The organism is Asinibacterium sp. OR53, from assembly GCF_000515315.1.
In the GTDB taxonomy this organism is placed as follows: Bacteria; Bacteroidota; Bacteroidia; order Chitinophagales; family Chitinophagaceae; genus Sediminibacterium.
On sequence record NZ_KI911562.1, the window covers coordinates 1581524 to 1604939 of the forward strand.

General features: G+C 41.0%; 24 protein-coding genes. 15 read left to right on the top strand and 9 right to left on the bottom strand.

The genetic code is table 11. The annotated features are described in order from the left end of the window. Positions 1-182: 182 nt before the first annotated feature. The 5 genes from SEDOR53_RS0107185 (at position 183) to SEDOR53_RS0107215 (ending at position 4082) form a co-directional block, all read left to right on the top strand. Positions 183-383, top strand: coding sequence for a hypothetical protein (locus tag SEDOR53_RS0107185; RefSeq protein ID WP_026769116.1), 201 nt, complete (start codon positions 183-185; stop codon positions 381-383). Next, positions 380-643 carry a type II toxin-antitoxin system RelE/ParE family toxin gene (locus SEDOR53_RS0107190; protein ID WP_026769117.1) on the top strand — a complete coding sequence of 88 codons (264 nt, stop codon included), beginning with the start codon at positions 380-382 and terminating at the stop codon, positions 641-643. The genes SEDOR53_RS0107185 and SEDOR53_RS0107190 overlap by 4 nt, the downstream gene beginning before the upstream one ends. Positions 644-832: 189 nt before the next feature. Beyond that, entirely contained in the window at positions 833-1489 is a 657-nt protein-coding gene (locus SEDOR53_RS17355; RefSeq protein ID WP_051416536.1) for a bifunctional 2-polyprenyl-6-hydroxyphenol methylase/3-demethylubiquinol 3-O-methyltransferase UbiG, read from the top strand. Between the two features lie 657 nt (positions 1490-2146). Then, positions 2147-2605 carry a DUF6036 family nucleotidyltransferase gene (locus tag SEDOR53_RS0107205; RefSeq protein WP_026769119.1) on the top strand — a complete coding sequence of 153 codons (459 nt, stop codon included), beginning with the start codon at positions 2147-2149 and terminating at the stop codon, positions 2603-2605. 409 nt (positions 2606-3014) lie between these two features. Continuing rightward, the gene (locus SEDOR53_RS0107215; protein ID WP_051416537.1) at positions 3015-4082 is read left to right on the top strand and encodes a Fic family protein; all 1068 of its coding nucleotides are present in this window, start codon (positions 3015-3017) and stop codon (positions 4080-4082) included. A gap of 3 nt (positions 4083-4085) precedes the next feature. On the opposite strand, the gene SEDOR53_RS0107220 is transcribed toward SEDOR53_RS0107215, so the two are convergent. Continuing rightward, positions 4086-4958, bottom strand: a complete 873-nt coding sequence (locus SEDOR53_RS0107220; protein WP_051416538.1) for an alpha/beta fold hydrolase — start codon at positions 4956-4958, stop codon at positions 4086-4088. 166 nt (positions 4959-5124) lie between these two features. Here SEDOR53_RS0107220 and SEDOR53_RS0107225 point away from each other — a divergent pair, with 166 nt between their 5' ends. Beyond that, on the top strand, positions 5125-5697 hold the full coding sequence (locus SEDOR53_RS0107225) for a dihydrofolate reductase family protein (protein WP_026769122.1): 573 nt from the start codon (positions 5125-5127) through the stop codon (positions 5695-5697). Between the two features lie 171 nt (positions 5698-5868). On the opposite strand, the gene SEDOR53_RS0107230 is transcribed toward SEDOR53_RS0107225, so the two are convergent. The 4 genes from SEDOR53_RS0107230 to SEDOR53_RS0107245 are packed head-to-tail and all read right to left on the bottom strand — an operon-like array spanning position 5869 to position 10253. Then, a complete protein-coding gene (locus SEDOR53_RS0107230) occupies positions 5869-8019 on the bottom strand; it encodes a TonB-dependent receptor (RefSeq protein ID WP_026769123.1) in 2151 nt (716 codons plus the stop codon). A 48-nt stretch (positions 8020-8067) separates the two neighbouring features. Then, on the bottom strand, positions 8068-8433 hold the full coding sequence (locus tag SEDOR53_RS0107235; protein ID WP_157576729.1) for a hypothetical protein: 366 nt from the start codon (positions 8431-8433) through the stop codon (positions 8068-8070). A 7-nt stretch (positions 8434-8440) separates the two neighbouring features. Beyond that, on the bottom strand, positions 8441-9154 hold the full coding sequence (locus SEDOR53_RS0107240) for a hypothetical protein (protein WP_026769125.1): 714 nt from the start codon (positions 9152-9154) through the stop codon (positions 8441-8443). A gap of 31 nt (positions 9155-9185) precedes the next feature. Then, positions 9186-10253, bottom strand: a complete 1068-nt coding sequence (locus SEDOR53_RS0107245) for a TlpA disulfide reductase family protein (RefSeq protein WP_026769126.1) — start codon at positions 10251-10253, stop codon at positions 9186-9188. 156 nt (positions 10254-10409) lie between these two features. Between SEDOR53_RS0107245 and SEDOR53_RS0107250 the strand changes: the two genes are divergently transcribed. Next, entirely contained in the window at positions 10410-10976 is a 567-nt protein-coding gene (locus SEDOR53_RS0107250) for a dihydrofolate reductase family protein (RefSeq protein ID WP_026769127.1), read from the top strand. 418 nt (positions 10977-11394) lie between these two features. Beyond that, complete coding sequence (locus SEDOR53_RS19295; RefSeq protein ID WP_084220482.1) at positions 11395-12444, top strand: GNAT family N-acetyltransferase; 1050 nt, start codon at positions 11395-11397, stop codon at positions 12442-12444. 72 nt (positions 12445-12516) lie between these two features. Here SEDOR53_RS19295 and SEDOR53_RS17365 read toward each other — a convergent pair whose 3' ends face one another. Beyond that, on the bottom strand, positions 12517-12933 hold the full coding sequence (locus SEDOR53_RS17365) for an alpha-galactosidase (RefSeq protein WP_037360750.1): 417 nt from the start codon (positions 12931-12933) through the stop codon (positions 12517-12519). 120 nt (positions 12934-13053) lie between these two features. Between SEDOR53_RS17365 and SEDOR53_RS0107270 the strand changes: the two genes are divergently transcribed. The 4 genes from SEDOR53_RS0107270 to SEDOR53_RS0107285 all read left to right on the top strand — a co-directional run bounded on the left by SEDOR53_RS0107270 (position 13054) and on the right by SEDOR53_RS0107285 (position 17545). Further along, positions 13054-13260, top strand: coding sequence for a hypothetical protein (locus tag SEDOR53_RS0107270; protein ID WP_037360753.1), 207 nt, complete (start codon positions 13054-13056; stop codon positions 13258-13260). Beyond that, positions 13257-13718 carry a hypothetical protein gene (locus tag SEDOR53_RS0107275; RefSeq protein ID WP_026769130.1) on the top strand — a complete coding sequence of 154 codons (462 nt, stop codon included), beginning with the start codon at positions 13257-13259 and terminating at the stop codon, positions 13716-13718. The genes SEDOR53_RS0107270 and SEDOR53_RS0107275 overlap by 4 nt, the downstream gene beginning before the upstream one ends. 166 nt (positions 13719-13884) lie before the next feature. Continuing rightward, positions 13885-16317 carry a hypothetical protein gene (locus SEDOR53_RS0107280; RefSeq protein WP_026769131.1) on the top strand — a complete coding sequence of 811 codons (2433 nt, stop codon included), beginning with the start codon at positions 13885-13887 and terminating at the stop codon, positions 16315-16317. Positions 16318-16327: 10 nt separating this feature from the next. Continuing rightward, a complete protein-coding gene (locus SEDOR53_RS0107285) occupies positions 16328-17545 on the top strand; it encodes a carboxypeptidase-like regulatory domain-containing protein (RefSeq protein ID WP_026769132.1) in 1218 nt (405 codons plus the stop codon). A gap of 6 nt (positions 17546-17551) precedes the next feature. Here the strand turns inward: SEDOR53_RS0107285 and SEDOR53_RS0107290 are convergent, their stop codons facing one another. After that, on the bottom strand, positions 17552-18427 hold the full coding sequence (locus tag SEDOR53_RS0107290; RefSeq protein WP_026769133.1) for a creatininase family protein: 876 nt from the start codon (positions 18425-18427) through the stop codon (positions 17552-17554). Positions 18428-18617: 190 nt separating this feature from the next. On the opposite strand from SEDOR53_RS0107290, the gene SEDOR53_RS0107295 reads away from it, so the two are divergent. Further along, the gene (locus tag SEDOR53_RS0107295) at positions 18618-19406 is read left to right on the top strand and encodes an MBL fold metallo-hydrolase (protein WP_198018838.1); all 789 of its coding nucleotides are present in this window, start codon (positions 18618-18620) and stop codon (positions 19404-19406) included. Between the two features lie 4 nt (positions 19407-19410). Here the strand turns inward: SEDOR53_RS0107295 and SEDOR53_RS0107300 are convergent, their stop codons facing one another. Further along, positions 19411-20283, bottom strand: a complete 873-nt coding sequence (locus SEDOR53_RS0107300) for a carboxypeptidase-like regulatory domain-containing protein (RefSeq protein ID WP_198018840.1) — start codon at positions 20281-20283, stop codon at positions 19411-19413. 203 nt (positions 20284-20486) lie between these two features. Between SEDOR53_RS0107300 and SEDOR53_RS0107305 the strand changes: the two genes are divergently transcribed. Then, positions 20487-20948: a hypothetical protein gene (locus SEDOR53_RS0107305; RefSeq protein ID WP_026769136.1), complete on the top strand. Its 462-nt coding sequence runs from the start codon at positions 20487-20489 to the stop codon at positions 20946-20948. A 183-nt stretch (positions 20949-21131) separates the two neighbouring features. Further along, the gene (locus SEDOR53_RS0107310) at positions 21132-21563 is read left to right on the top strand and encodes a putative quinol monooxygenase (protein ID WP_026769137.1); all 432 of its coding nucleotides are present in this window, start codon (positions 21132-21134) and stop codon (positions 21561-21563) included. Between the two features lie 75 nt (positions 21564-21638). Here the strand turns inward: SEDOR53_RS0107310 and SEDOR53_RS0107315 are convergent, their stop codons facing one another. Further along, positions 21639-23411: a RagB/SusD family nutrient uptake outer membrane protein gene (locus tag SEDOR53_RS0107315; protein ID WP_026769138.1), complete on the bottom strand. Its 1773-nt coding sequence runs from the start codon at positions 23409-23411 to the stop codon at positions 21639-21641. Positions 23412-23416: the final 5 nt, after the last annotated feature.

The following is a 23416-nucleotide window of genomic DNA, read 5'->3' on the forward strand; positions in this document are numbered from 1 at the left end:
GCTTTTAAAAGTTACGCAATTTTGGCCCGATTCTCTACTTTATGTATGCCCGGTTTTTTGGGGAGAGGTCAAAAACACGGAAGGCTACACTTAAAGGAGGAAGGTGACATGGAAATGAAGCGGTTTTTCCGGTAGAGTATTGAAATGGGAAGATTTCCCGATAAAATCTTTAAATTTGGGCTATGACACTTATCATTAATCCACGGAATAAGCAGCAGGAAAAGGTAGTAAAAGCTTTTTTGAGCAGTCTTGATATTGGTTTCTATTCTGAAGCTGAAGAAGATGCTGCTTTGGTTAATGCTATGCAGAAGGGAAAGAAAACTGCGCTGCTTACTAAAACGGAGAAAGCTGATTTCCTAAAGCGTTTAAAGCAGGCTAAGTGAATATAGAAATTCGCAAGTCCTTTGAAAAAGATGCACTGAAACTCCCGGGTGCAACTCAGGTTCAGCTTGCCAAGGTGATAGATCAATTATCACGTATTGAAAAGCTATCAGACCTGATTTCGTGTAAAAAACTCTCCGGATTTAAAAATGCGTATCGTATCAGGATGGGTGAATATAGGATTGGATTCATTTTTGAAAATGGAACTGTTGAATTGGTACGTGTTCTGGGAAGAAAAGAGATTTATAAGTACTTTCCCTAAAGCATAAGGACTCTTCTCAATACATTCAAAACCAGTTACTATTCCTGGACTAATTCCTCTGAAACCCAATAGAATCAGCCTAAGTCATTTTCTGCATCGGGAAGTAGGCGGTACAATATTCATCGCAGTTCTAGAAGTTTTTTTCTTATGATGTTAAGGTATAGTCGAAAGAGAACTATATTAGTGGCGATGAGAAAAAAAACAATAAAATGGTCGCTGGCTCAATCGCTTGAGATCCGATGGTGGAAAAACTATTTGATTGGTAAAGATCCGGAAGCATACCTGATTAAGAAAAAAGCTTACTGGCATAAGGTATTGTTGCTGATACAACGCTGGCAACCGGCAGAAGGCATGGCTGTATTGGATTGTGGATGTGGTCCTGCGGGGATTTTTATCGCATTGCCTGTTAACTTATCTGTGGATGCGGAAGATCCTTTACTGGATGCTTATATTCAGTTGCCGCATTTTAAAAGGGAGTGGTACCCGAATGTTCATTTCTTTTCTGTTCCGTTGGAAGATTTCGTTCCATCCCGCTTATACGATACCATTTTCTGTATGAATGCTATTAACCATGTAAGTGATATCCATTTGTGTTATGATAAACTGGCAGGTTGGTTAAAGCCAGGTGGTAAATTAATCATTACGATCGATGCACATAACCATACTTTTTTTAGGCAACTCTTCCGTTTTACTGGGTTTGATGCCCTGCATCCGCACCAGTATAACCTTGCAGAATATGGACAAATGTTAACCGAGCGCAAATTATTACTTGAACAAACTATCTTGATTAAAAAAGAATTCTTTTTTAATCATTACCTGCAGGTGGCCGTAAAACCTATTGCATAATAGTTTTGCCTGCACTATCCGCATCGAAAGAGTTTGCCAGTTCTCTGTAACAGCAAATTCATAGCAAGGACAACCAAAACCCAGTATTGTTCCAATAATTGTAGTAGTAAGGCTTATAAGCAAGCAGCAAGGCGGGAAAAAATCACGATTGCCAAGGTTGAGGCAACTATTACAGATAAGAACAACGGTATGAATCGGACTCAGGTGGTCAATCGAATTGGATTTTGCATTCGAGTAGTAAATTCATTAAAATCGTGATAAAAAGCACTTGCTGATTATAAACCCTAACACAACGGCCCTAGTAGTGACGTTGCCAAAATTGGCTGAGGAGTATAACTAAGCATTATAAAAGAATCGCCGCCTCCAGCATCCTCTCCAACTGTTTAAAGAAGCTATATAACGTACCCTTTAAAAAGGACCAATAATAAGAATGAAAATAATAATTAACTTTGTATATGGCATCTTTTAAATTGGATAGGACATCATTTAAGGCCCAAACAGCTGCCGCAGCAGCTGATCACGCTGCATATTATAAGAATCTAAGTTGGCAGGAACGATTAGAGGTGTCTTCGTTTCTTAATAGTGTTGCCTACAACTATCCAGAGAATACCCCCCTAAACTTGATCGAACGAAGTTTTTAGCTAAATCCAGACCCGCTTGAGCAACATTTTCAACGACGATTTCAGAGACTTCCTGTCTGCACTTAATAACAATGAAGTCCGTTATTTACTTGTTGGCGGGTTCTCTGTGATATTACATGGTTATTCCCGCACAACCGGCGACATAGATATATGGGTTGAACGTACGAGTGAGAATTATCAAAAGCTAAAAAAAGCTTTTTCTGAATTTGGTATGTCGGTTTTCGATATGACGGAAGATAACTTTCTGTTTCATCCGAATTGGGACGTATTCACATTTGGAAATCCGCCTGTAGCAATCGATGTTATGATACGTGTGAAAGGGTTGGATTTTGAAACTTGTTTCAATCAATCAGTATTATTTGAAGATGACGAATTGAAGATCAGAACTATTCATAAGAACAATCTGATTGAAGCCAAAAAAGTATCGGGTAGGTCAAAAGACATCAACGACCTTGAAAACCTTCAGCCTGAATGATGAAAAGAACTTCGAATAAATATAGCAGCAGGGTATATAAGCAAGCTGGAAAGCGGAAAAATATCATTCAGCTGATAGAGAATTTGAAAAAACCTGATATTGCCCCCAATGCTGACCTCAAAGCCCTTTACTACCAGGATAAAGCAAAGAAGCATAGCTTTTGAAACATGTCTGGATGTCAACATTTTCCAGTTACTATTCTGTCACTAATTCTTCTGAAGTCCGATTGAAGCCTTATCATTTTTGTAGCCTTCCGTGTTTGATAAGGCTTCAAAAACACGGAAGGCTACATTACAAATAAGCAGCATATACACTGCAAACTTATATATAGATAAAATAAGGGTAAAATAAGGATATTTTGACAGAAATAGCTATCTTTATAGATAAAATAAAGATAAATTAGGGATATATGCATACTTCAAAACTGGATTTCAATAGCAAGGATATGCAAAAGGTCATCCAGTTAATTGGCAAGATAGATGCTTTTAAAGGACGATGGGGGAGCATTGAAAACAAGAGCGATCGTTATTTACGGGAACTAAGGAAAATTGCCACCATTGAAAGTATCGGTTCCTCAACGAGAATCGAAGGAGCTGTTTTGACAGACGAAGAAGTGCAACAATTGGTAAATAATATCAGGATCACGGAATTTAAAAGCAGGGATGAAGAAGAAGTATTCGGCTATTATGAAGCCCTGGACATTATTTTAGATAATGCATCCAGCATTGAATTATCAGAGTCATACATACTGCAAATGCACGCCATTCTATTAAAGTATAGCAGCAAAGACCAAAGACATAAAGGCGCATACAAGAATTTGCCCAACTCCGTTGTTGCTAATTACCCTGATGGTAATCAAAGAACCATATTCAATACAACTGTACCCCACCTGACACAAAAGGAAATGCAGGAAATGATTGATTGGGTGAATACAGCTTTACAGCAATCGTCTGTTCATCCATTATTGGTCATTGGGCTATGCGTGTATGAATTCTTATCTATCCATCCTTTTCAGGATGGCAATGGAAGGACGTCGCGGTTACTTACAACATTATTATTACTGAGAACAGGATATGAATTTGCACAATACATCTCATTCGAACATATCATTGAAGAAAGAAAAAAAGAATACTACCGTGTATTAATGCACGATCAGCAGCTCAGGGGAACTGATAAAGAAATTATCAGTGAATGGATGCTGTTTTTTTTAAGTAGCCTTGAAATATTGATAGAGAAACTGGAAGCTAAGTATGCTTCTTACAAAGAACGGGGTAACTACATAAATGAAAGACAGCAACAGATCATACAATACATTGAAGAAAAACAACCCGTTAAGTTGAATGATATTGTAAAAGGACTCCCCGATCTTTCCGTTCACACCATTAAAAAAGACCTGCAATTGTTAGTTCAGCAACAGATGATTAGCAAAGCTGGTGAGAAGAAAGGCACGGTTTATATAAAACGATTAAATACGTGATGTTTACTTTAAAAAATCATTCAGATAGCCTAATATAGTTTTCGTTTGCATCATCAGGGTAACATGCCCTTGTGAAGGAACAATGGCCAAATGCGATTTTGGCATCGGTGCTAAATCAGCAGCAACACCACCTCCCAATAATTGGTATGTTTTTGCCAACTCAATTTTATCCAGTCCGTCGTTGTCACCGGATATGATTAATACAGGGGCGGTAATTTTCGCAATCCTGGAATCACCGACATTGAATGGAACCTGGGCGAAAGCAAACATCTGCGTTAAAAACTTTCTCCATTTTGTTTTATCAGGCGCCACTGCATCGTATGCATCTTTTATGGGTGTGTTATCAAAAAATTCAGGCTTAAAATTTTTAAACCCGCCGTTTACTATGGGGAGCCAACCATTGCTTTTATAGGTAGAAGAAATAATCACTAATTTTCTTAACCGTTTAGGACTTTGGACAGCAAACTGATAAGCCACAGAGCCACCCATACTATATCCTGCTACATCGGCACTGTCTATTTTCAGGTAATCCATCAGTTTTTCCACGTCACTTGCTAAAGTAGTTATTGATAATGCCCTGTCTGAAAACGGCGTATGTCCATGTCCTTGCATTTCAATGGCAATTACTTTCCTGGTTTTCGACAACTCAGGAATCAATTGGGCCCAGTTCATTTCAATGGTATAAAAAGCGCCATGCAGTAAAACAAGAGGTTTGCCCTCACCATATACTTCGTAATAAACTTTGATGCCATTCACAGGTGCGTAGCCACTAGCGGAAGGTTTGGTTTCTTGTCCGTTCGATTGAAAGGCTGCAGCTATAATAATTGCAATTAGCAATATTGATTTAAGTGAATTGGTTTTGAGTAAATTTTTCATAACACAGATTAACTTATAGTTTGAATTTTATTTACGGTACAAATATGGAAGATATTTGAGGATTTGGCGCTGTGTAAATACGACAAATTTAGGGCTGAATGCGACAGGGTTATTTGGAGGTATTTGCGAAAGTGTTTATCTTAAGTTTTGTAAAAGCAAAAGTTATATGAGAAAGATAATTTCATTCATGCACATATCGCTTGACGGTTTTGTAGCAGGACCGAACGGAGAAATGAACTGGATCAAAGTTGATGAAGAAGTTTTTGATCATGTAGGTAAGCGGATTAGTGAAGGCGACACTGCATTATATGGCCGGGTAACTTACCAGATGATGGAAAATTACTGGCCTACCGCAGGAGACAAGCCGGGAGCCTCCAAACACGATATTGAACATTCAAAGTGGTACAAAAAAGTTCACAAAGTTGTTTTATCAAAAACAATGAAAGATGCGGATTTGACTAACACAACAATTATAAGCGACAATCTTCCGGAGAGCATAAATGAAATAAAACAACAGCCTGGTGCAGACATCTTGCTTTTTGGCAGCCCAGAAGCAACACATTCATTGATTCAACTGGGCTTAATTGATGGCTACTGGCTGTTTGTTAATCCAATTGTTCTTGGAAAAGGCATTCCATTGTTTGTAGACATCAAAGACAAAATAAAACTAAAACTATTGTCTACCCGGCAATTTACTTCCGGGGTAACTGAACTGAATTACACAGTGGACAGACCATAAAAACATACGCAATCGTTTGTGCAAAATAGTACAATAGCGATTCCAATGCCGTCAGCGAACTTTTTATTATTTAATAGGTACCTGTTTTCGTCTTGTTCGTCTTAGTGTTTTTAACACTCAAAAACACAAAAAGATGAAAACACTTCGATTGTTAAGCCCTTGCAATTAAATTTAAAGCCTGATCCTTACTCCCCCATTGGCAACAAAACCTTCAACAGGCGCATAAATATCCCTGAACGATGGATTGGCAAGTGTGCCCTGGTAAATGGTATCGAACCTGGTCTGCCTGGTATCGGTAATGTTCTCAAGGTTGAGAAAGACAGCAAAACGATGCCATGACCGTTCTCCCATCAATCCAATTGTCCAGTAAGATTTACCAAGCATCCCATCGCCTAATTTTTGCGGACTGCAATAATACGCCTCCGCTCCAATCTTGAATTTTCCTTCTTTCTCATACATCAATACATTGTTCAGCCTGTGCCGGGCTGTTAAAGGATACCAGCTCTTTACATGATCGAAATGCGTATTCACATAAGCATAAGTATAACCCAGGAACAACTTGAAATCTCCATAAGTAATGCGCACATTGCTTTCTGTTCCTTTGGTATCTATATACCCGTTGGCATTGATGAATTGGTAACTGCTGGCGCCCGTTGCAGTTAATACCAATGGCTTGTTGAGCCAGGTGTAAAAGAACAATTGATTAAATGAGATACCGGCATCGCCGATCTTTGTACGATAGTTCACATCCAGGCTGCCGCCTGATGAGCGTTCATTGACGGTGGTATTTTCATTGATGGGCAGGATATGCTGAAACTGCATGCGCTCTGCTTCTTCGGTGAACAGCGTAGGATTTTTGTAACCCATGCCGCCTCCCAGTCGCGCTGTGAGTGCAGGAGAAACTTTGAACAGAACAGCGACCCTGGGCAACCATTCAAAACCAAACTGCTTTACATAATCGCCCCGCAAACCTGTTTCAAAGGAAAGCTTTTTGATGGGTGTCCAGGTGTTCTGAATAAATGCGCCAAGGGTATGGTAATCATAGTTACGCAAGGGATCGTTGCCTTTCTCTTTAAAATCGTCGGTCAGGAAATTGGCTCCTGCTATCCATTGTGTGTATGCTCCTGAACGGTTGTAAACAGCTTCTGAAAAGGAAGATTGCTGCAAGCCGCTGAAAGCGTATGCGGGAATTTGAATCAAGCGGTTGAACCGGGTATAACTGTATTTGATAATCAGTTGTTCTTTGTTGCTGAGTTTATGTGTCAGCTGTGCCTGCGTGGAGAATCGGTCGGTGTGGTTCTTTTCAAAATAACTTGGCGCTCCTTTTTCAATATAATCCATACTGCCGCCAGTGCGGTTTTCGGTGATATAGCCAAAGCCAATATTGGCAGTTGTTCGATCACCATAAAAGAACAGGCGCGGTTGAATAGTATAACGTTCCGATTGAGGAATAGCTGTTAAGCCGATACCGGCGGGATCATACGCTTTGCTGGTATTCCCGGACCCAAAAACGGTTACGCCAATCTTTTTGAATCGCTGGCTGTAAAAACCACTGAGGTCAATACCTCCGGCAGAAGTTGCATTGCCCAGAAATGAGTGTTCTCTTTTCGCTGTGGGTGTTTTGGAAACCAGGTTCACCAGGCCAGCAATAGCGCCACCGCCATAAAGTGTAGAAGAGGAGCCCTTGATTACTTCTATTTGTTTGAGATCAAGCGGCGCTACCTGCATTAAACTCAATCCGCCGGAAAAGCCGGAATAGAGCGGAAACCCATCCCTGAGTATTTGTGTGTACCGGCCGTCCAGCCCCTGTATGCGGATACTGGAATTGTAAGAAGTGGCCGATGTTTGCTGCGTTTGGATACCGGTGCTTTCATTCAGGAGCATCCGGATATCGCCGGGTTTCATGTTGCCTTTTTCTTCCAGTTCTTCTCCTGAAATGGTTTCCACCCTTGTGGGTATATCGCTGATGGTTCTGCTGGTTCGGGTAGCGGTTACCACCACTTCCTGTTCGTTGGCTTCCGCTTCTTTCAGCAGTATTTCCGTAAGTGTTGCAGCCGGTTGCGGAACAGCAACGGTGATGGATCGCTCTTCGAACCCCACAAAAGAGATGGTTATTTTGTAAGATCCTGCTGCTATATTGGTAAAGACGGCAATACCGCCGCTGTCAGATACAACGGATTTCTTAAGTGAGGGAATAGTTGCTGTTGCTCCGGCAAGCGGTTGCTTTTCTTCGTCTTTCTTTATTTGTAACCTGATCGTATGCTGCGCATAAATACCTGTACAGGCCAGGAACAACATACACACTAATAATGTGTGCCTCATATTTATTGTTAAGGAAATTAATGGAATAAGGTGTACTGCAATGAGATACTATGCCATTCGGGGAGGTTGTAAAAGCGAAGTTGTATAAGTGGAGAGAGCCGGATCAACGATCCTGGTATAATGTACCATTTTTTCTTCTGTGACCCTTGGGATCTCAACAAAAGCGGCGGCTGTCAATGTAAACCCTGCACAAGTGCCACAGGTAACGAAAGGAGAGCAATTGCATGCCGGTTTTTGATTGTTGCGGTTGGTGGGTTTTGCAGATAGTTCATCCCTGCAACAATCTTCCCTGCTGCAAGGATAAAAAGTTGCTGCAACGGTAACCAACAGTAAAAGGAATGCCATCCACTTTTTCATTTCAGGGCAAAAATAGTTGAAATTGATCTGATGTAACGCTTTTAGAAAGTCGGGCATGATCATTTTAATAATTTAGATCAAAAACATTTGGTCCATTTTTAGTACATATTAGAGAGTCGGTTTGTTTTTTTGATGGCCCGGCAACAATTGTTTTCCACCAGGCTATTCTTGTATAAATACCTACAGGCGTGGTTACGCTAAAAGTTGTGTCTTTTGCAAATTGCGGCCCTCTAATAATATAATCTGTAGAACTCCAATTAAGGAAAGAATGATCGACTGAAAAATAATCGAAACTATCGGAAAATATTCTATGAAGCCTGATGGTTAAATACGTTTTTAGATAGGACCCAAATTTTAAATCTTGTAGTCCATTTAAATTGAAGTCATACATATCTTCTTCATGAAAATTTTGCCCGCCGAGACCATATGGACTCATTAAATAGCTTGTGTCGATAGGGGCCCTGACACTTAAAAAATAATTTCTGAAAAAAGTGGTGTCGATTGTTCTATTGAAGTTAAACCTTCCATCATTATCCGTTTCTCCTGAAGCTACTTTGTATACTATACATCCCCAACAATAAGCTTTACGAAACCAACTTACTTCCACCGGAACGTTTGCTAAGGCAACATTACTTGTCTTTACATAAATTCTACCACTTATGTTGATGGTTACACAATTTCCTCTGCATGGGGGTTGATCTTTTTTGCAAGTGCCTTTGAGTGAAGCCAGGACAATAAAAAATATAAGTACTTTAAAATATTTTGTTTGTAGAGTCATACTAAATAGATACTGGAAGTTTTTAAAATGCTCATGGGAATAGTTCAACCAGCTTTTGATCAAGTTTACTGTCATCATCAGACCCCAGGTATTTGCCGATGATCTTACCGGAAGGATCTATGAGGAATTTAGTAGGAAACGAAGTGACAAAATATTGGTCGGATATTTTTTTATAAACAGGATCGTTTTTTAACTCAGACCGCACATGAATAAACATTTGTGTGGCATCTTTTGCAATGGCCTCTTTCCAGGGTTTGTCAGACTCATCATTTTCATGTGCTACTGCTATAACTGCCAGTCTCCGATCTTTATATTTTTTATACACCTCTTTCATGTGCGGCATGCCTTCCCTGCAGGGGGCACACCAGCTTCCCCAGAAATCCAATAATACATACTTTCCTCTGAAGTGCTCGAGGTTTACTGTTTTCCCATTAACATCAACCGTTCGGAACAGGCCGGCCGTTGTTCCAACGGCTGTCTCCATTTTTTTTCTTATGAAAGTGCTCAATTCCACCCCTGTATGGGTTCCTTTAAAAGTCGGAGATAATATGTTGAATAATGAAATAACAGAATCAATAGGCCACCAGCCTTTATATCCATTAAGATTGGAAAGACTGACAAAGGAACCTGGATGATCCCGTATGAAAGCCCTGGTGGCGTTTGAATAACTCTCAAATTTCGTAGGGCTATTGGACTTGATTGTATCACAATACCTGCCCAATAATTTTGTTTCGTTCTGCGTTTTTGATCCGGTAAATTTTGCTTTTAAAAATTCGTTGTAGGTAACATTAACTTCCATCGTTACCGGTTCAAGATAAAAGGAAATGATGTTGAGATTTTCATCATCAGGAATGATTTGTTTGTTCGCTTTAAAAATGGCAAGTGTGGGCTCATTGATATGCCCTCTGAACTGAAATTGCCCGTTTTGAATGGCCGCGCTGTCTAAAATAGAAACCCCTTCATTGTTGGTATAGCGCAGGTATAAATGAGAAGTTTGTGGGTTTTCGATGATGCCATTTAAAATAAACTCGCCTGTCTTTTTTTGTGCTTTGAGAACAACGGCAAACAGGATAAAGACTGACAGCAATAGTTTTCTCATAACAGTATCGATATGTTCTTAAATATAAATCATTTCTGGCAAACGAGGCTAGATAAGAATCTGTCAATCTCCTTATGAAAGCCGATAAATATTCATTAGCTTTTAAGCGTAAAAAACTGATACTATACACTCATTTAACCTTACAAAAAAAGGTTTATGCGAAAAATTATCGTAACCGAATTCATCACCCTCGATGGTGTTGTGGAAGCGCCCGGCGGTAATGAAACGCCGCATCCTCATGGTGGGTGGCAATTTAATTACAATGCCCCGGAAACCGGACAGTACAAGGTAGATGAGCTTGCCAGTGTAGACACCTTATTGTTGGGTAAAAACACCTATGAATTATTCGCCGGATACTGGCCCAGCCAGACTGGCGGCGGATTTGCCGACTGCATCAACCGTTATCCGAAATATGTGGTATCTCATAGCCTGCAAAAAACAGAGTGGAACAACAGCCATATCCTGCGCGACGTTGCCAAAGATGTTGCCGCACTTAAGAAAACCGATGGAGGAGATATCCTTGTTTATGGAAGTGCCACACTCGTAAAAGCGTTGCTTCACCACGATCTTGTAGACGAGTTACGGCTGATGGTATTTCCACTCTCGATAGGCGGTGGATTGAGGCTCTTCGAAGACAACCGGGCATTAAAGAAATTCGAACTCAAACATTCACAAACGATCAACAACGGCGTTCTTATCCTAGAATATCAACCGGTCAAGTGATCCAACATATAGAGGTCATCAGCAGGCAGTGACTTTTATTACCCATGATGAAAACTATTTTGAAGCGCGCCGGTAATTAATGCTGTTAAGCCTGCTAATGCATGTGGAAGTATCCACCATCTTACATTAAAATACTATTTCGCTAAATCGGAAGCCGGGTTGAAAAGGAACCTGTCAACAGTAATAAAGACAAAGACAAATGCTATACCCAGTAGCAATAATAGGAAGTGCTTGGTTTTAAAGGAGTAGGTTGTCATAATCAGGGTTATTTGTAATTATAATAAATTTATTCAGTATTTTATAGCATACAAGTGCTGGCTGGCTTTAATTCGCAATTCACGAATCGTGAATTAGCTTTGAGTTAAGAGCTTCATTGTCAAATAAATAGAAGATTATTCAGGTGAAATTTTAAATGAACATGACAGGTATAGAAGTAAAAAAGGCAACACGCAATGATATTGAGCAATTGCAAAGCATTGGCAGGCAAACTTTTTATGAAACATTCTCGGTATGGAACACCGAAGAAAATATGACGAAATATTTGGAAGAAAATTTTTCTTCGGAGAAGCTGACTGCCGAATTGAACGATAAAAATGCTGAGTTTTATTTTGCCCTGCTTGACAATAAAGTGATTGGTTATCTGAAACTGAACTTCAGGCAATCACAGACAGAGATAAAAGACGCTGACGCACTTGAAATAGAACGAATCTATGTATTGCAGGCGTTCCATGGCAAGAAAATCGGGCAAGTACTTTACGAAAAAGCAATCCAGGTAGCTGACCTGATGAATGCTCATTATGTTTGGTTGGGTGTTTGGGAAGAAAACAAAAAAGCCATCAGTTTTTACAGGAAAAACGGCTTTGTGGAGTTTGATAAACATATCTTCAAACTAGGCAATGATGAGCAGACAGATATCATGATGAAAAAAATGTTGATCCCGTTCAACATGCAACCTGTATTAGAGAATAAACAAATAGCCCTTTACCCATTGCAGGATGATGATTTTGAAGATCTATATGCGGTAGCTTCCGACCCCAAAATATGGGAGCAACATCCCAATAAGGACCGTTGGAAAAAGGAGGTGTTCAAAATATTTTTTGATGGTGCAATACGAAGCAAGGGCGCATTTAAAATAGTAGACAAAACCACAGGAAAAGTGATCGGCAGTACCCGGATATATGATTACAATAGGCAGGAAAGCAGCTTGCTGATCGGATATACTTTTTACGGAACAGCTTATTGGGGAAAAGGCATCAACCATGCTGTTAAAACAATGATGCTGGATTATGTTTTTAAGTTTGTTTCAAAAGTATATTTCCATATTGGCGCGGGCAATATCCGTTCTCAAATAGCCATTGGCCGTTTGGGGGCAACCAAAGTAGCCGAGCAGGAAGTGGCTTATTTCGGTGAAGCGCCCAAGTTGAATTTTGTATATGAGATCACTAAAGAAAACTGGAATTTGAATTAAATGAAGTTGTAGAAGATCGGTTCTTCTGAAAGACATTGAACGGCGAAGCTACTCCGGAGATCTGTAATACGACTACCCCATGCCTACACCAATGGTATCTTTATCCCAGATAGAAGCGCATGTATTGATGCCTGCATCTGAATAGATCCCGGCTTTCAATCCTTTTGCATGAATATAATCGGCTAACTTTTTCATTCCTCCCGGGAAGCGGACAGGATGCGGTTTGATATTTCCCTTTTCATCCCTTCCGCCAAAATAACCATCATCTATATTGATGAACGAATAGCCGGCCTGCTTCATACCGCTGGATACCAAAGCATCTGCCTGCTTTTTGATAAGCGCTTCATTGATCCCCACCCTGAAATTATTCCAGCTAGACCAGCCCATGATGGGAGTCAGTCGATGGTGATAATCCGGCTGCACCTGCGCGAGGGAGCTATTGAATATTGACAGGCCTAGCAGGAGTGAAGTAACAGAAGCTATTCGCATATTTCTTTATTGATGGTATGATTGCGAAAGGTACTTAATTGGCCATGAAGCTAAAAGTTCAGTTTTTGAGCCCCTTTCCAGTGGAGCAAAAATGTTTATCAATAATAATTAACTTTGTGTATGGCATCTTTCAAACTGGACAGGACATCTTTTAAGGCTCAAACCGCAGCCGCTGCTGCGGATCATGCAGCTTATTATAAGAACTTAAGCTGGCAGGAACGATTAAAAGTGTCTTCGTTTCTTAACAGTATTGCATACAACTACCCTGAAGACACCCCGCCAAAACTTGATCGAACAAAGTTTGTAGCTAAATCCAGACCCGCTTGAGTAATATTTTCAACGAAGATTTCAGAGACTTCCTCTCCGTGCTTAATAATAATGAAGTGCGTTATATGCTCGTTGGTGGATTCTCTGTAATACTCCATGGTTATTCCCGTACAACCGGCGACATGGATATATGGGTTGAACGTACGAGTGAGAATTATCAAAAATTAAAAAAAGCTTTTTTTGAATTTGACATGCCGGTTTTCGACATGACGGAAGATAACTTTCTGTTCCATCCTAACTGGGATGTGTTTACATTCGGAAATCCGCCTGTGGCAATTGACATTATGATACAGGTGAAGGGATTGGATTTTAAAACCTGTTTCAATCAATCGGTCTTATTTGAAGATGATGGATTGAAGATCAGGACCATTCATAAGAACAACCTGATTGAAGCCAAAAAAGCATCGGGTAGATCAAAGGATCTTAACGATCTTGAAAACCTTCAGCCCGAGCCATAATCTCGATGGCAGCCTGCAGTAATCATTTGTCATCCCCCAACGTAGCAATATATTCGGCTTTTAGCTGACCAACCGGTCTGAAAAATATCCATGAATTAAGGGTTGATACAGAATATTATTAGTAAATTTATTAACATGACTCCCCCGGCATTTTTAATGAATCAGCATGATAAATTCTTTAAAAACCTTATCGGTATTAATTATTGCAGTAGTAATAAATTCAAAGACGGAAGCGCAAAATATTGATGCTGCTCTTTCTACATTTCGGAAAAATGCGCCCTTTGAAAAAGCCTATGTGCAATTTGATAACAACAGATACGCTGCCGGTCAAACGATATGGTATAAAGCCTATCTTTTATCAGGGATTGAGCCATCATTGATTTCAAAGAACTTTTACATCGATTGGTATAACGACAAAGGACAGCTCATCAGTTCAACAGTTACTCCTGTAATATATAGTTATTCGGCCGGCAGTTATACGCTGCCGGAAAAATATGATGGCAGATTTGTTCATGCAATCTGCTATACAAAATGGATGCGAAATTTTGACTCATCCTATTTTTACCGGCAAACATTTCAAATTGTTTCAACGGCTTCAAAAGAAGGGAAAAGGGATTTTGAAGCCAATGAAACCACTGTTCAGTTCTTGCCGGAATCAGGAACGCTGCTGTCAAATAAATTGAATGTGATTGCATTCAAAGCAGTGAATAAATCAGGACTTCCGGAAACGATCGATGGAATCATAAAAAATGGTGAAGGCGATTCGGTTGCTTCATTTAAATCGGTCCATGATGGAATGGGAAAGTTCTCTTTCGTTCCCAATACCGGTGAAAAATATACGGCTGAATGGATAGACTTACCCGGAAATATGCACAGCACCCATTTGCCAGTTGTAGAAGAGAACGGTGTTAACCTGGTTGTAGAATCAGGAAGCGGAAACAGAAAGTTCCATGTTCAAAGAACAAAAGCGGTTCCTGACCAAATGAAACAATTAATGCTGGTTGGGCAAATGAATGGCACCATTCTTTTCAAAGCAAACCTGGATTTATCAGACAAGGAATCCATTACAAGTAGTTTGCCAATCAGCAAACTGTTATCAGGTATCCTTCAATTAACAATATTCGATGCCAACGGACAGCCTCTTTGTGAGCGGATTCTTTTTGTAAAGAATGATGATTATGCCCTGAATGCAACTATCCAGGTAGATACTTTGAGCACAACGAAACGTGGAAAAAATGTTGTTGAGGTTGACCTCAAAGACACTACTTATGCAAACTTGTCTCTTTCTGTTACTGCCGCCGGCACCAATGATGTTCCTGATAATACCATTATATCGCAACTATTGCTGAAAGGCGATCTGGCCGGAAATATTTACCAGCCTGCTTATTACTTTGCCTCAAAGGCAGATAGTGTATACGGTCATTTAGACCTGGTAATGCTAACAAATGGATGGAGAAGATATCAATGGGAGGAAATACTCAAAGACCCGATTCCCGCATTGAAATATCCTAAAGATTCTGGCTATCTGTCGATTAAAGGAAAAATAGATGGTTATGCGGCGAAAAAGGGTAAAAAGCCTGAGGCGATCAATTTGATCCTGATAGCAAAAGATTCCACCAATACCATGCTCACGCTGCCTATACTAGAAGATGGCAGCTTTGCAAGTAAAAATGCTATGCTCTTTGATACTACGAAGGTTTACTACAAAATAAACGGCTTAAAAAATCTGCCTGATCGTGATTTGATGATTGAGAATGATTTATTCAAGGCAGACCCTCAGGTAACGCAAAGTGTTATTTCATACGGGTTTGATACAGCAGGGCTTGGCAAATTTCAATACCTGGCTGAAGAGCAAAGGAAGTTGGATAGTTTAAAACGAAGAGCCACACTCAAAGAAGTAACAGTTCATACCAAAGAGTTAACAAGAATCAAGCAGTTGGATTTTAAATACGCCAGGGGTATTTTCAGCGGCGATGCAGCTAAGGCATTTGATATGAGCACTTTGCAAAATGCAAGCCATACAGAATCGATTTTTGATTTTCTAACCGGAAAGGTTCCGGAACTGGAAATTGGAAATAACATTGGAGCCACTGCAACTGAAAACGTTGTTGAATTCAGAAAAGGCGCAGTCACATTTTACTTAAATGAAACTCCAATACCCGCTTCCGAAGTACAGCGAATTGATGTAAGTAATGTGGCATATATTAAAGTCTTTAACCCCCCTTTTGTGGGAGGTCTAAAAGACAATCAATGGCAAACTGCAAGCGGAGGCGCCATTGCTATTTACACTAAAAAAGGGGTAGACAATAATTCCGGCACCAATAATTTTGAGACCAGTGGTGCTGCATTTAAAACGTTGAGCGGCTATACCCCTGTCAAAGAATTTTATTCGCCCAATTATGCCGAAGCTGAACAAGCTTATGCCGGCTTGGATTTGCGATCTACATTGCTCTGGAAACCCTGGATCAGCCTGGATAAGCATCAACAAAAACTAAAGATCATTTTTTACAACAATGATGTTACGCACTCTTTTCGTTTGGTGCTGGAAGGAATGGATAGTAAAGGAAGACTGCTTCATGTCAACAAACTGTTGAAATAATCATCATGCAATGAAGCCTATACTAACTGCCCTTTTATTGGTTTTGTCGATAGCTGCTATCGCACAATACAGCATTCATGGGAAGGTAGTGGATGATAAAACTAAAAAGCCATTGGAAGGGGTGAGCGTATTTTTAGCCAACACTACAGCAGGCACCGTTACGAATGACAAAGGGGAATTCCAATTGAAGTACACAAAGCCTGGAAAGTGCGAGCTTGTTGTAACATCTTTGAACTACGAAAATTATGTCGAGTGGGTACAAATGAATCAAACAGCCGATCCGTTGATCGTAAATCTTAAACCCACGGTTAATATATTGAAAGAAGTAGTGGTGGAGCCGTATGATCAAAACGGATGGGAAAAATGGGGAAGCAGTTTTGAATCTTATTTCATCGGCACACCTCAATTATCAAAAAAATGCATCTTGAAGAACCCGGAAGTGGTGAAATTCAGGTACAATAGCAATACCAATAAACTAAGGGCATTCAGTGATGACAAGTTGATCTTTGAAAACAAGGATTTGGGATACAGTATCATATACCTGTTGACGAGGTTTGAAATTGATTTTAATACCAATACTTTTTCTTACGGAGGGTATCCTTTATTTAAAGAGTTAAAGCCAAGGAATGCAAGAGAAGCTGTCAGGTGGAACCAATTGCGGAGCAATGTATATAAGGGCTCTTTGCGAAACTTTGTAAGGAGCCTGTATTTTAATCAGTTGACAAAAGATGGATTTGAAGTGAGGGAAGTGAAATGGATCAGTGATGGGGAAAAGCACAGGGTTAAAAATGTACTGAAGCAGGTACATGATAATGAGGGTATAGCTAGCAGTTTGAAAACCAACACAGATTCGATGGACTATTACGTAAAAGTTAAAAGACTGGCTGATAACGAGAATAAGTTAATGCTGGATCATGTTGTACCCCGGGATAGTATCATTGTAACCAATACAAATGATCCGAATTCGAAAACGCTCTATTTCAGTGATTATTTACAGGTTGTTTTTTTGAACAAAAGAGTACCACTCGGATTCGCTAAAACGCTCCCTGCATATAGAAGCAATGAGTTCATCCGGAGTGAAATTAATTTGAGATTCAATAATCCGGTTTTCATATACCCCAATGGTAATTATTATAATGGACTGGATTTAATAATAGAGGGGTATTGGGTATGGTCTGAAAAAGTCTCAACGATGTTGCCGAGTGATTATACTGTAAGCAATTTGTAAAATTGCTTATTTCTTCACCCTATCAAAATATTCCTCCTGCAGTTTCAGTGTTTGTGTATCTGCCTTCACTGCTTTCAGCGCCCTGGCCAAAGAAGTAATCGTATGTTCTGTTACCAGTTCTCCCAACTGTCTGGTGGCTTTGGCGCCTTCTCCTGCATAATGGTTGGGGTAATTGGCATACCACCAGATGGCTGTATACATATCGGGAATCGATAAACGTTTTTGGTTGGCGCCCGATTCGTTGGCGGCACTATCCATTTTTACGAGGTCGGGCCGGAGGTATAACAATTCAGAAGTTTCCCGCTCACCTGCATGGGCATCATTTTTCGGATCGGACTGGTGCAGTTGGGCCATCCTGGCGCTAAAAGTAGAATCTGATGAAGGTTGGAAAAAGAACACAGCATAATTACGCCGCTTCTCCAGCCGCGTCTGGATAAAATATCGCAGAAAATCCGGGTTGCCACCATGGCCATTGATGATAACGATTTTATTGAACCCATTACGGGCAATTTCATCACAGGAGGCTTCAATCATATCCCATACTACCCGTTCGGGGAGGGCAAAAGTGCCTGGCTGGTGTCTTGCTTCATTGATCTGTCCGTAGAAATAATCGGGGAATACCACGGCATACTCTTTTTTTGTAGCCCTGGCAGCCCATTCCCGCACTTTTATCAAATCAGAACCTATGGGCACGTGCGGGCCGTGCTTCTCAAGAATACCAATGGGTAATATACAAGTGCGCGCAGATTGCTCTATCGCCCTGGGCCAGTCGCTGGCCGTCAGTTCGTCCCATCGGCTCGGTAAACTGTTTTGTGCTGTAACGCTATTGCCGTTAAGCAGCAGGAATAGTGTACCCAATAAAAGAAAAAACCTATTTCGCATGGTGGTTGTTTATACAGGGAAATTACTTCTCTTTTTTCTAATTGTACTGGATATTATTTAGGGGTTTTAGGGAAATTCTCAATTGTTTTTTTTCTTTGTGTGGGCTTTGTGAAAATAAACATTTATGAATCGGAAAGACTTTTTACAAATACTCGCTCCAATTGGGCTATTCCCGAAATTATCAAAAAGCATGTTTATAAAACGAATGAAAGGCAACCATATCCAACTCGTCAGGCATGCCACGCTCATCATTACATTGGGTAACACAAAGCTATTGATAGACCCAATGTTATCAGCGAAGGGTGCTATGGACCCGGTTCAAAATTGTGGTAATGATACCCGGTTCCCGATGGTTGATTTGCCTTTTGATGAAGCGGCATTGGATAAGAAGCTGAACGAGGCAGATGCAGTGTTTGTTACGCATTTGCACAGGGATCATTGGGATGCAGCAGCCCAGCAACGCATCAATAAAGACAAACCTGTTTTTTGTCAACCCAGCGATCTCCCAAAGATCAGAGAACAAGGATTCACCAATGTAACACCTGTTGAATCAACACTTCAGTTCAAGGATATTAAGATCAACAGAACTGGTGGTCAGCATGGAACAGGAGAGATCGGTCATAAAATGGGTACAGTTTCCGGCTACGTGTTTTCTCATAAGGATACTGTCATATATGTAGCAGGAGATACTGTTTGGTGTGAAGAAGTACAGGCAGCCCTTCATGCGTATAAACCTGCTGTTAGTGTTCTCAACGCAGGAGGAGCCAGGTTCCTGACAGGCGACCCAATCACTATGACGCCTGACGATATCATTAAAGTACAGGAGGCGTTTCCTGCAACACAACTGGTAGCTGTTCATATGGACACGGTGAACCATTGTTTCATCAAAAGAACCGATCTGAAAGCACAGTTGGCCATGAAAAGTCAATCCTTCCAATTGATGATCCCTGCAGATGGTGAGACGTTAATAATAAAATAAAGCTTCAATAGGCAATGGTTACAAAATTGCTCAGGTTCACGCCCATCCTTTTCCACTGATCCTGGCTTGCTATTCTTACATAGCAATTTTTTGAGAACGGTGTCACTGCAACAGGTAAAAGCGTAACAGGATTTTCTTTCCTGTCCATTCTGCTTTCAATCCATTGAATGGCTACCACAAATTCTCTGTCTACTTTTATATTGTATTTTTTCAGGTCAATTTTTGTCCAGCCGGTTTTAAAATTCTCTATCGCGGCAAAAATTTGTTTATCATAGATCAATGTGTTGGGTACATCTTTTTTCAAACTGTAAACATTGATCCTGAACTTGATGTAATTGAAGTTATTGGCAGAGACATAAAAGTTGAAATTCTTCAGAATAGCATTCTTCCTGCCTGTTTTATAACGCATGCCCATTTCAGATCCTATTGTTTCATCTGCCGATGTTTTGTGATGGACTGAAACCTGTACGAGTTTGCTAACAGCCTGCCTGCCAATGATTGCTGAGTCAGCTCTTACCGAAGAATTGGTAACAGTTACTTCAGCAAGTTGCTCGATCCTTACTGTTAATTCAATTTGTTTTTTGGAAGAAACTAAAAAATGGCTTACGGGAATTCGTAGCGTGTTGTATCCAACGATGCTCACTTGTAATGTATCGGAAAAATCTTGGCGATTGATAGTAAATGAAAAATACCCCGTGGTATCTGTAACGGTACCTTTTGGCTTGTTCAAAACCCCAATATTTACATAGGCTAAAGGCAGATGAGTTCCTTTTTCAACAATTTTTCCATCAAGCACTATATTTTCCGGCGTGGATACCTGGGCAACAACAGATCCGGTAATAATTAAAAAGGGAATGAAGATTAGTAAAGTTTTCATCTTCATAATCATCCATTTTAGTTGGTAAGATTCATAAAGGAACAAAACGAAATGTCAATAAAAATGTAAATCTCAATGCTTTATCCATTGTTCCATGCAGTTCAGGACAAGGTAAAATGATCTTAAATTAACCTTAACGAAAATTATTGGCATCATACTTGCCTACACCTAATTGATCATTTATCAATTTAAATTAGCTTAGTATGAAACGGAATGTATTTCAAGCAATTGCATCGATTTTTTTAGCAGCTACGGTTTTTGTTGGTTGCACTAAAAACGATAACAACTCTTCTTCTGCTACTGCCCAATACCAGGGAAACTGGTCGGGTACCTATTCCAGTTCCAGGAGCGATAGCAGCAATACCAAGGACAACGGTACCTGGACGATGACTGTTGCTGCCGATGGCAAGACATCTGGTACCATTACATCATCTGTAATTGTTGGCCAGACATTTGTATTCGTTGGAACAGTCAATGCAAGTGGCGCCCTGAACACTGTGATCAGCACTTCTGCATCAGCCGCCGCCTTCGCCAACAGCTTCCTGAACGGAACACTGGTAATGGTCAACAATACCGGTTCTGTGAGTGGTAATTTCGGTGGTATACCGGTTACTGGGGCCGCAAGCGCTACATGGGCAGGTACTTTTACCGGATCGAAAAAATAATCTAAACCTCAGTGTGAGTATTTAAAGCAGCATTTCTATGCGTGAATGACCCTGCACAAGGGTCATTCCTTATTTTCAGCCAATCATGATTTGAATTTTGTAATTGATAGATTGAAGTTTGTAAACAACTCTTTGTATTTTTTTTGAATTTTACAGGTACGAGACGAACTAAAACAACCCGGCATGACAATCAACACCATTACTCATACCCATAGAAACATACGCCGTTGGTACTGTTTACTGACTGCTGTTTGCATGCTCACTGTATTTTCATACACAACCGTTTCTGCACAAAAAAAAGACCGTATGATGCGCCTGGCAAAAATTGTAGTAGACAGTACGCAGTTGGAAAACTACAGAGCGGCCCTCAAAGAAGGCATTGAAGCAGCCGTGCGCCTGGAGCCCGGCGTGCTCACGCTGTATGCAGTGTACGACAAAAACAACCCCACCCATGTAACAGTGCTGGAAATATATGCCAATGAAGAGGCCTACAAAGCACATTTACAAACCGCGCATTTCAAAAAATACAAAAGTGCCACCCAAAAAATGGTGGTGTCTCTCGAACTGACAGATGTGGTTCCTATAGGTCTTGAAACAAAGCCCTTGGTCCCATAATCGAATAACACCGCATACAAACAAAGAAGCCGGGAGTTAACTCCCGGCTTCTTTTATTTCATAATAATGGATCAATCAATATCCCGGATTCTGTACCAGGGTTGGCTTACCATCTTTTTGTGAGTTCAGGATCTCATCCTGCGGAATAGGGAAATAATTATTCTTGGAAGTGAACACTTTTCCCGAGAGGTAAGTGCGTTTGTTGAAATGCCTGCCCGAAGGTTCTGTACCGGGAACAGATTCTTCCTGTACATATTTATTCAGGTATTTCTCTGCAATACCCCAACGAACCAGGTCGAAGAAACGATGGCCTTCCATCGCAAACTCCAGCCTTGTTTCCATGCGCACGGCATTCCTGGCATAGTCGGCACCGTTGGCAACAAAAGTACCTACCGGATAAGGTTCTACTTTATAACTCACACTAGCATCCTGCACAGAACCTGCTTTGGCACGAGTACGGATCATGTTTACATAACCTTCCGCAGAACCCAGGTTGCCCAGCTCCACTTCACACTCAGCCAGCCAGAGGATCACATGCGAGAGTTTCAGTAAACGGTAGTTATTGTTCACGCTGCGGCGGTTGGTGGAATGCGTACTGCTGTTTTCTTCGGCCAGGTAGTACATCCATTTTTTACCGGTAAAAGGACCGGCATAGTTCTGGTCCCTGATCCAGCTGGAGCCCGGCATCGGACCCCAGTCGAGGAAGTTCACACTGCGGCGGCCTACAGTCCAGTCGAGTCGCGGATCTACAGCTATCGTCTTATCGAGTGTGAACGGATCACTGCTCTTGATGCCCTCGTCGTTGGGCAGGTCGATCTTATTGAAAGTATCCTGCGTTCCGTCGGCAGCAGCGCCGATCATGGGCAACCCGGTAACGGGGTCGGTCTGGAAAGCATTCACCAGGTTATGAGAAGGCTGATAAAAACCGCAACAACCCCTTCCCGGTGCAGTGGAAGAATAAGGCCAGTTGAGGTTATCGCCCTGGTTACCATTGTTGCCGGTGGTTCCGTCGTTCACAGAGAACTCCACTTCGAAAATAGATTCGGCGTTGTTGTTGGTAATCGTGCGGTAATTTTCATGGTAATTGGCCATGAGCGTTTTACCGGAATTCTGTAAAATGTCTAACAACAACACTTTGGCCTGCGCCCATTTTTTCTGGAACACATAAGCTTTGGCCAGGTAAGCTTCTGCAGCCCACTTGGTAGCCCTGCCTTTCTGCGATTGTACCGCAGGCAGGTTCTTGGCAGCAAAATCGAAATCGGCTTCGATCTTGGGCCAGATGTCTACATTGTTGGGCACTTTGGTGGAATTGGGATCATCCCTGTTGTAGATCGTTTCATCGATATAGGGAACCATGTTCCACATTTTCTTGGCTTCAAAATGATAATGCCCTCTCAGGAAGCGCGCTTCGGCAACCACCTGTGTTTTCTCGGCATCGGTCATATCTGTTACTGCTTTGCTGTTCGCGATCTGTATCACTTCATTACAACGTGAAACACCGGCATAAGCATGCTGCCATTTGCCCAGGAAATAAGAGTTGTCGGCCAGCCAGTTGTATTGTTCAATGAATGACTGTTCGGGCTGGTCACCTGCATCGGTACCTTTTACGGCATCACCGCTGGTGATACCACCGAACACATAATTGGAGATGGCGGAAGTACGCCCCGTATTACCGGCTCCTACGCCGTCCATCAGCGAATAAGCGCCGATGAGCAAACCGTTCACCCCGTTCTTATTGCTCAGCTGGTCTACCGATGCACGACCCTGCGGCTTGAGATCGAAGAAGCTCTTGGAGCAGGAAGCACCTGCTACTGCAATCGCTAAGGTGATGATGAATATTTTTTTCATGATTG

What these genes read in the sequence shown, in the direction of transcription:
- SEDOR53_RS0107185 (WP_026769116.1), top strand. Translation starts at nt 183, where the DNA reads ATGACACTTATCATTAATCCACGGAATAAGCAGCAGGAAAAGGTAGTA.
- SEDOR53_RS17355 (WP_051416536.1), top strand. Translation starts at nt 833, where the DNA reads ATGAGAAAAAAAACAATAAAATGGTCGCTGGCTCAATCGCTTGAGATC.
- SEDOR53_RS0107215 (WP_051416537.1), top strand. Translation starts at nt 3,015, where the DNA reads ATGCATACTTCAAAACTGGATTTCAATAGCAAGGATATGCAAAAGGTC.
- SEDOR53_RS0107220 (WP_051416538.1), bottom strand. Translation starts at nt 4,958, where the DNA reads ATGAAAAATTTACTCAAAACCAATTCACTTAAATCAATATTGCTAATT.
- SEDOR53_RS0107225 (WP_026769122.1), top strand. Translation starts at nt 5,125, where the DNA reads ATGAGAAAGATAATTTCATTCATGCACATATCGCTTGACGGTTTTGTA.
- SEDOR53_RS0107230 (WP_026769123.1), bottom strand. Translation starts at nt 8,019, where the DNA reads ATGAGGCACACATTATTAGTGTGTATGTTGTTCCTGGCCTGTACAGGT.
- SEDOR53_RS0107235 (WP_157576729.1), bottom strand. Translation starts at nt 8,433, where the DNA reads ATGCCCGACTTTCTAAAAGCGTTACATCAGATCAATTTCAACTATTTT.
- SEDOR53_RS0107240 (WP_026769125.1), bottom strand. Translation starts at nt 9,154, where the DNA reads ATGACTCTACAAACAAAATATTTTAAAGTACTTATATTTTTTATTGTC.
- SEDOR53_RS0107245 (WP_026769126.1), bottom strand. Translation starts at nt 10,253, where the DNA reads ATGAGAAAACTATTGCTGTCAGTCTTTATCCTGTTTGCCGTTGTTCTC.
- SEDOR53_RS0107250 (WP_026769127.1), top strand. Translation starts at nt 10,410, where the DNA reads ATGCGAAAAATTATCGTAACCGAATTCATCACCCTCGATGGTGTTGTG.
- SEDOR53_RS19295 (WP_084220482.1), top strand. Translation starts at nt 11,395, where the DNA reads ATGACAGGTATAGAAGTAAAAAAGGCAACACGCAATGATATTGAGCAA.
- SEDOR53_RS17365 (WP_037360750.1), bottom strand. Translation starts at nt 12,933, where the DNA reads ATGCGAATAGCTTCTGTTACTTCACTCCTGCTAGGCCTGTCAATATTC.
- SEDOR53_RS0107270 (WP_037360753.1), top strand. Translation starts at nt 13,054, where the DNA reads ATGGCATCTTTCAAACTGGACAGGACATCTTTTAAGGCTCAAACCGCA.
- SEDOR53_RS0107280 (WP_026769131.1), top strand. Translation starts at nt 13,885, where the DNA reads ATGATAAATTCTTTAAAAACCTTATCGGTATTAATTATTGCAGTAGTA.
- SEDOR53_RS0107285 (WP_026769132.1), top strand. Translation starts at nt 16,328, where the DNA reads ATGAAGCCTATACTAACTGCCCTTTTATTGGTTTTGTCGATAGCTGCT.
- SEDOR53_RS0107290 (WP_026769133.1), bottom strand. Translation starts at nt 18,427, where the DNA reads ATGCGAAATAGGTTTTTTCTTTTATTGGGTACACTATTCCTGCTGCTT.
- SEDOR53_RS0107295 (WP_198018838.1), top strand. Translation starts at nt 18,618, where the DNA reads ATGTTTATAAAACGAATGAAAGGCAACCATATCCAACTCGTCAGGCAT.
- SEDOR53_RS0107300 (WP_198018840.1), bottom strand. Translation starts at nt 20,283, where the DNA reads ATGAAAACTTTACTAATCTTCATTCCCTTTTTAATTATTACCGGATCT.
- SEDOR53_RS0107305 (WP_026769136.1), top strand. Translation starts at nt 20,487, where the DNA reads ATGAAACGGAATGTATTTCAAGCAATTGCATCGATTTTTTTAGCAGCT.
- SEDOR53_RS0107310 (WP_026769137.1), top strand. Translation starts at nt 21,132, where the DNA reads ATGACAATCAACACCATTACTCATACCCATAGAAACATACGCCGTTGG.
- SEDOR53_RS0107315 (WP_026769138.1), bottom strand. Translation starts at nt 23,411, where the DNA reads ATGAAAAAAATATTCATCATCACCTTAGCGATTGCAGTAGCAGGTGCT.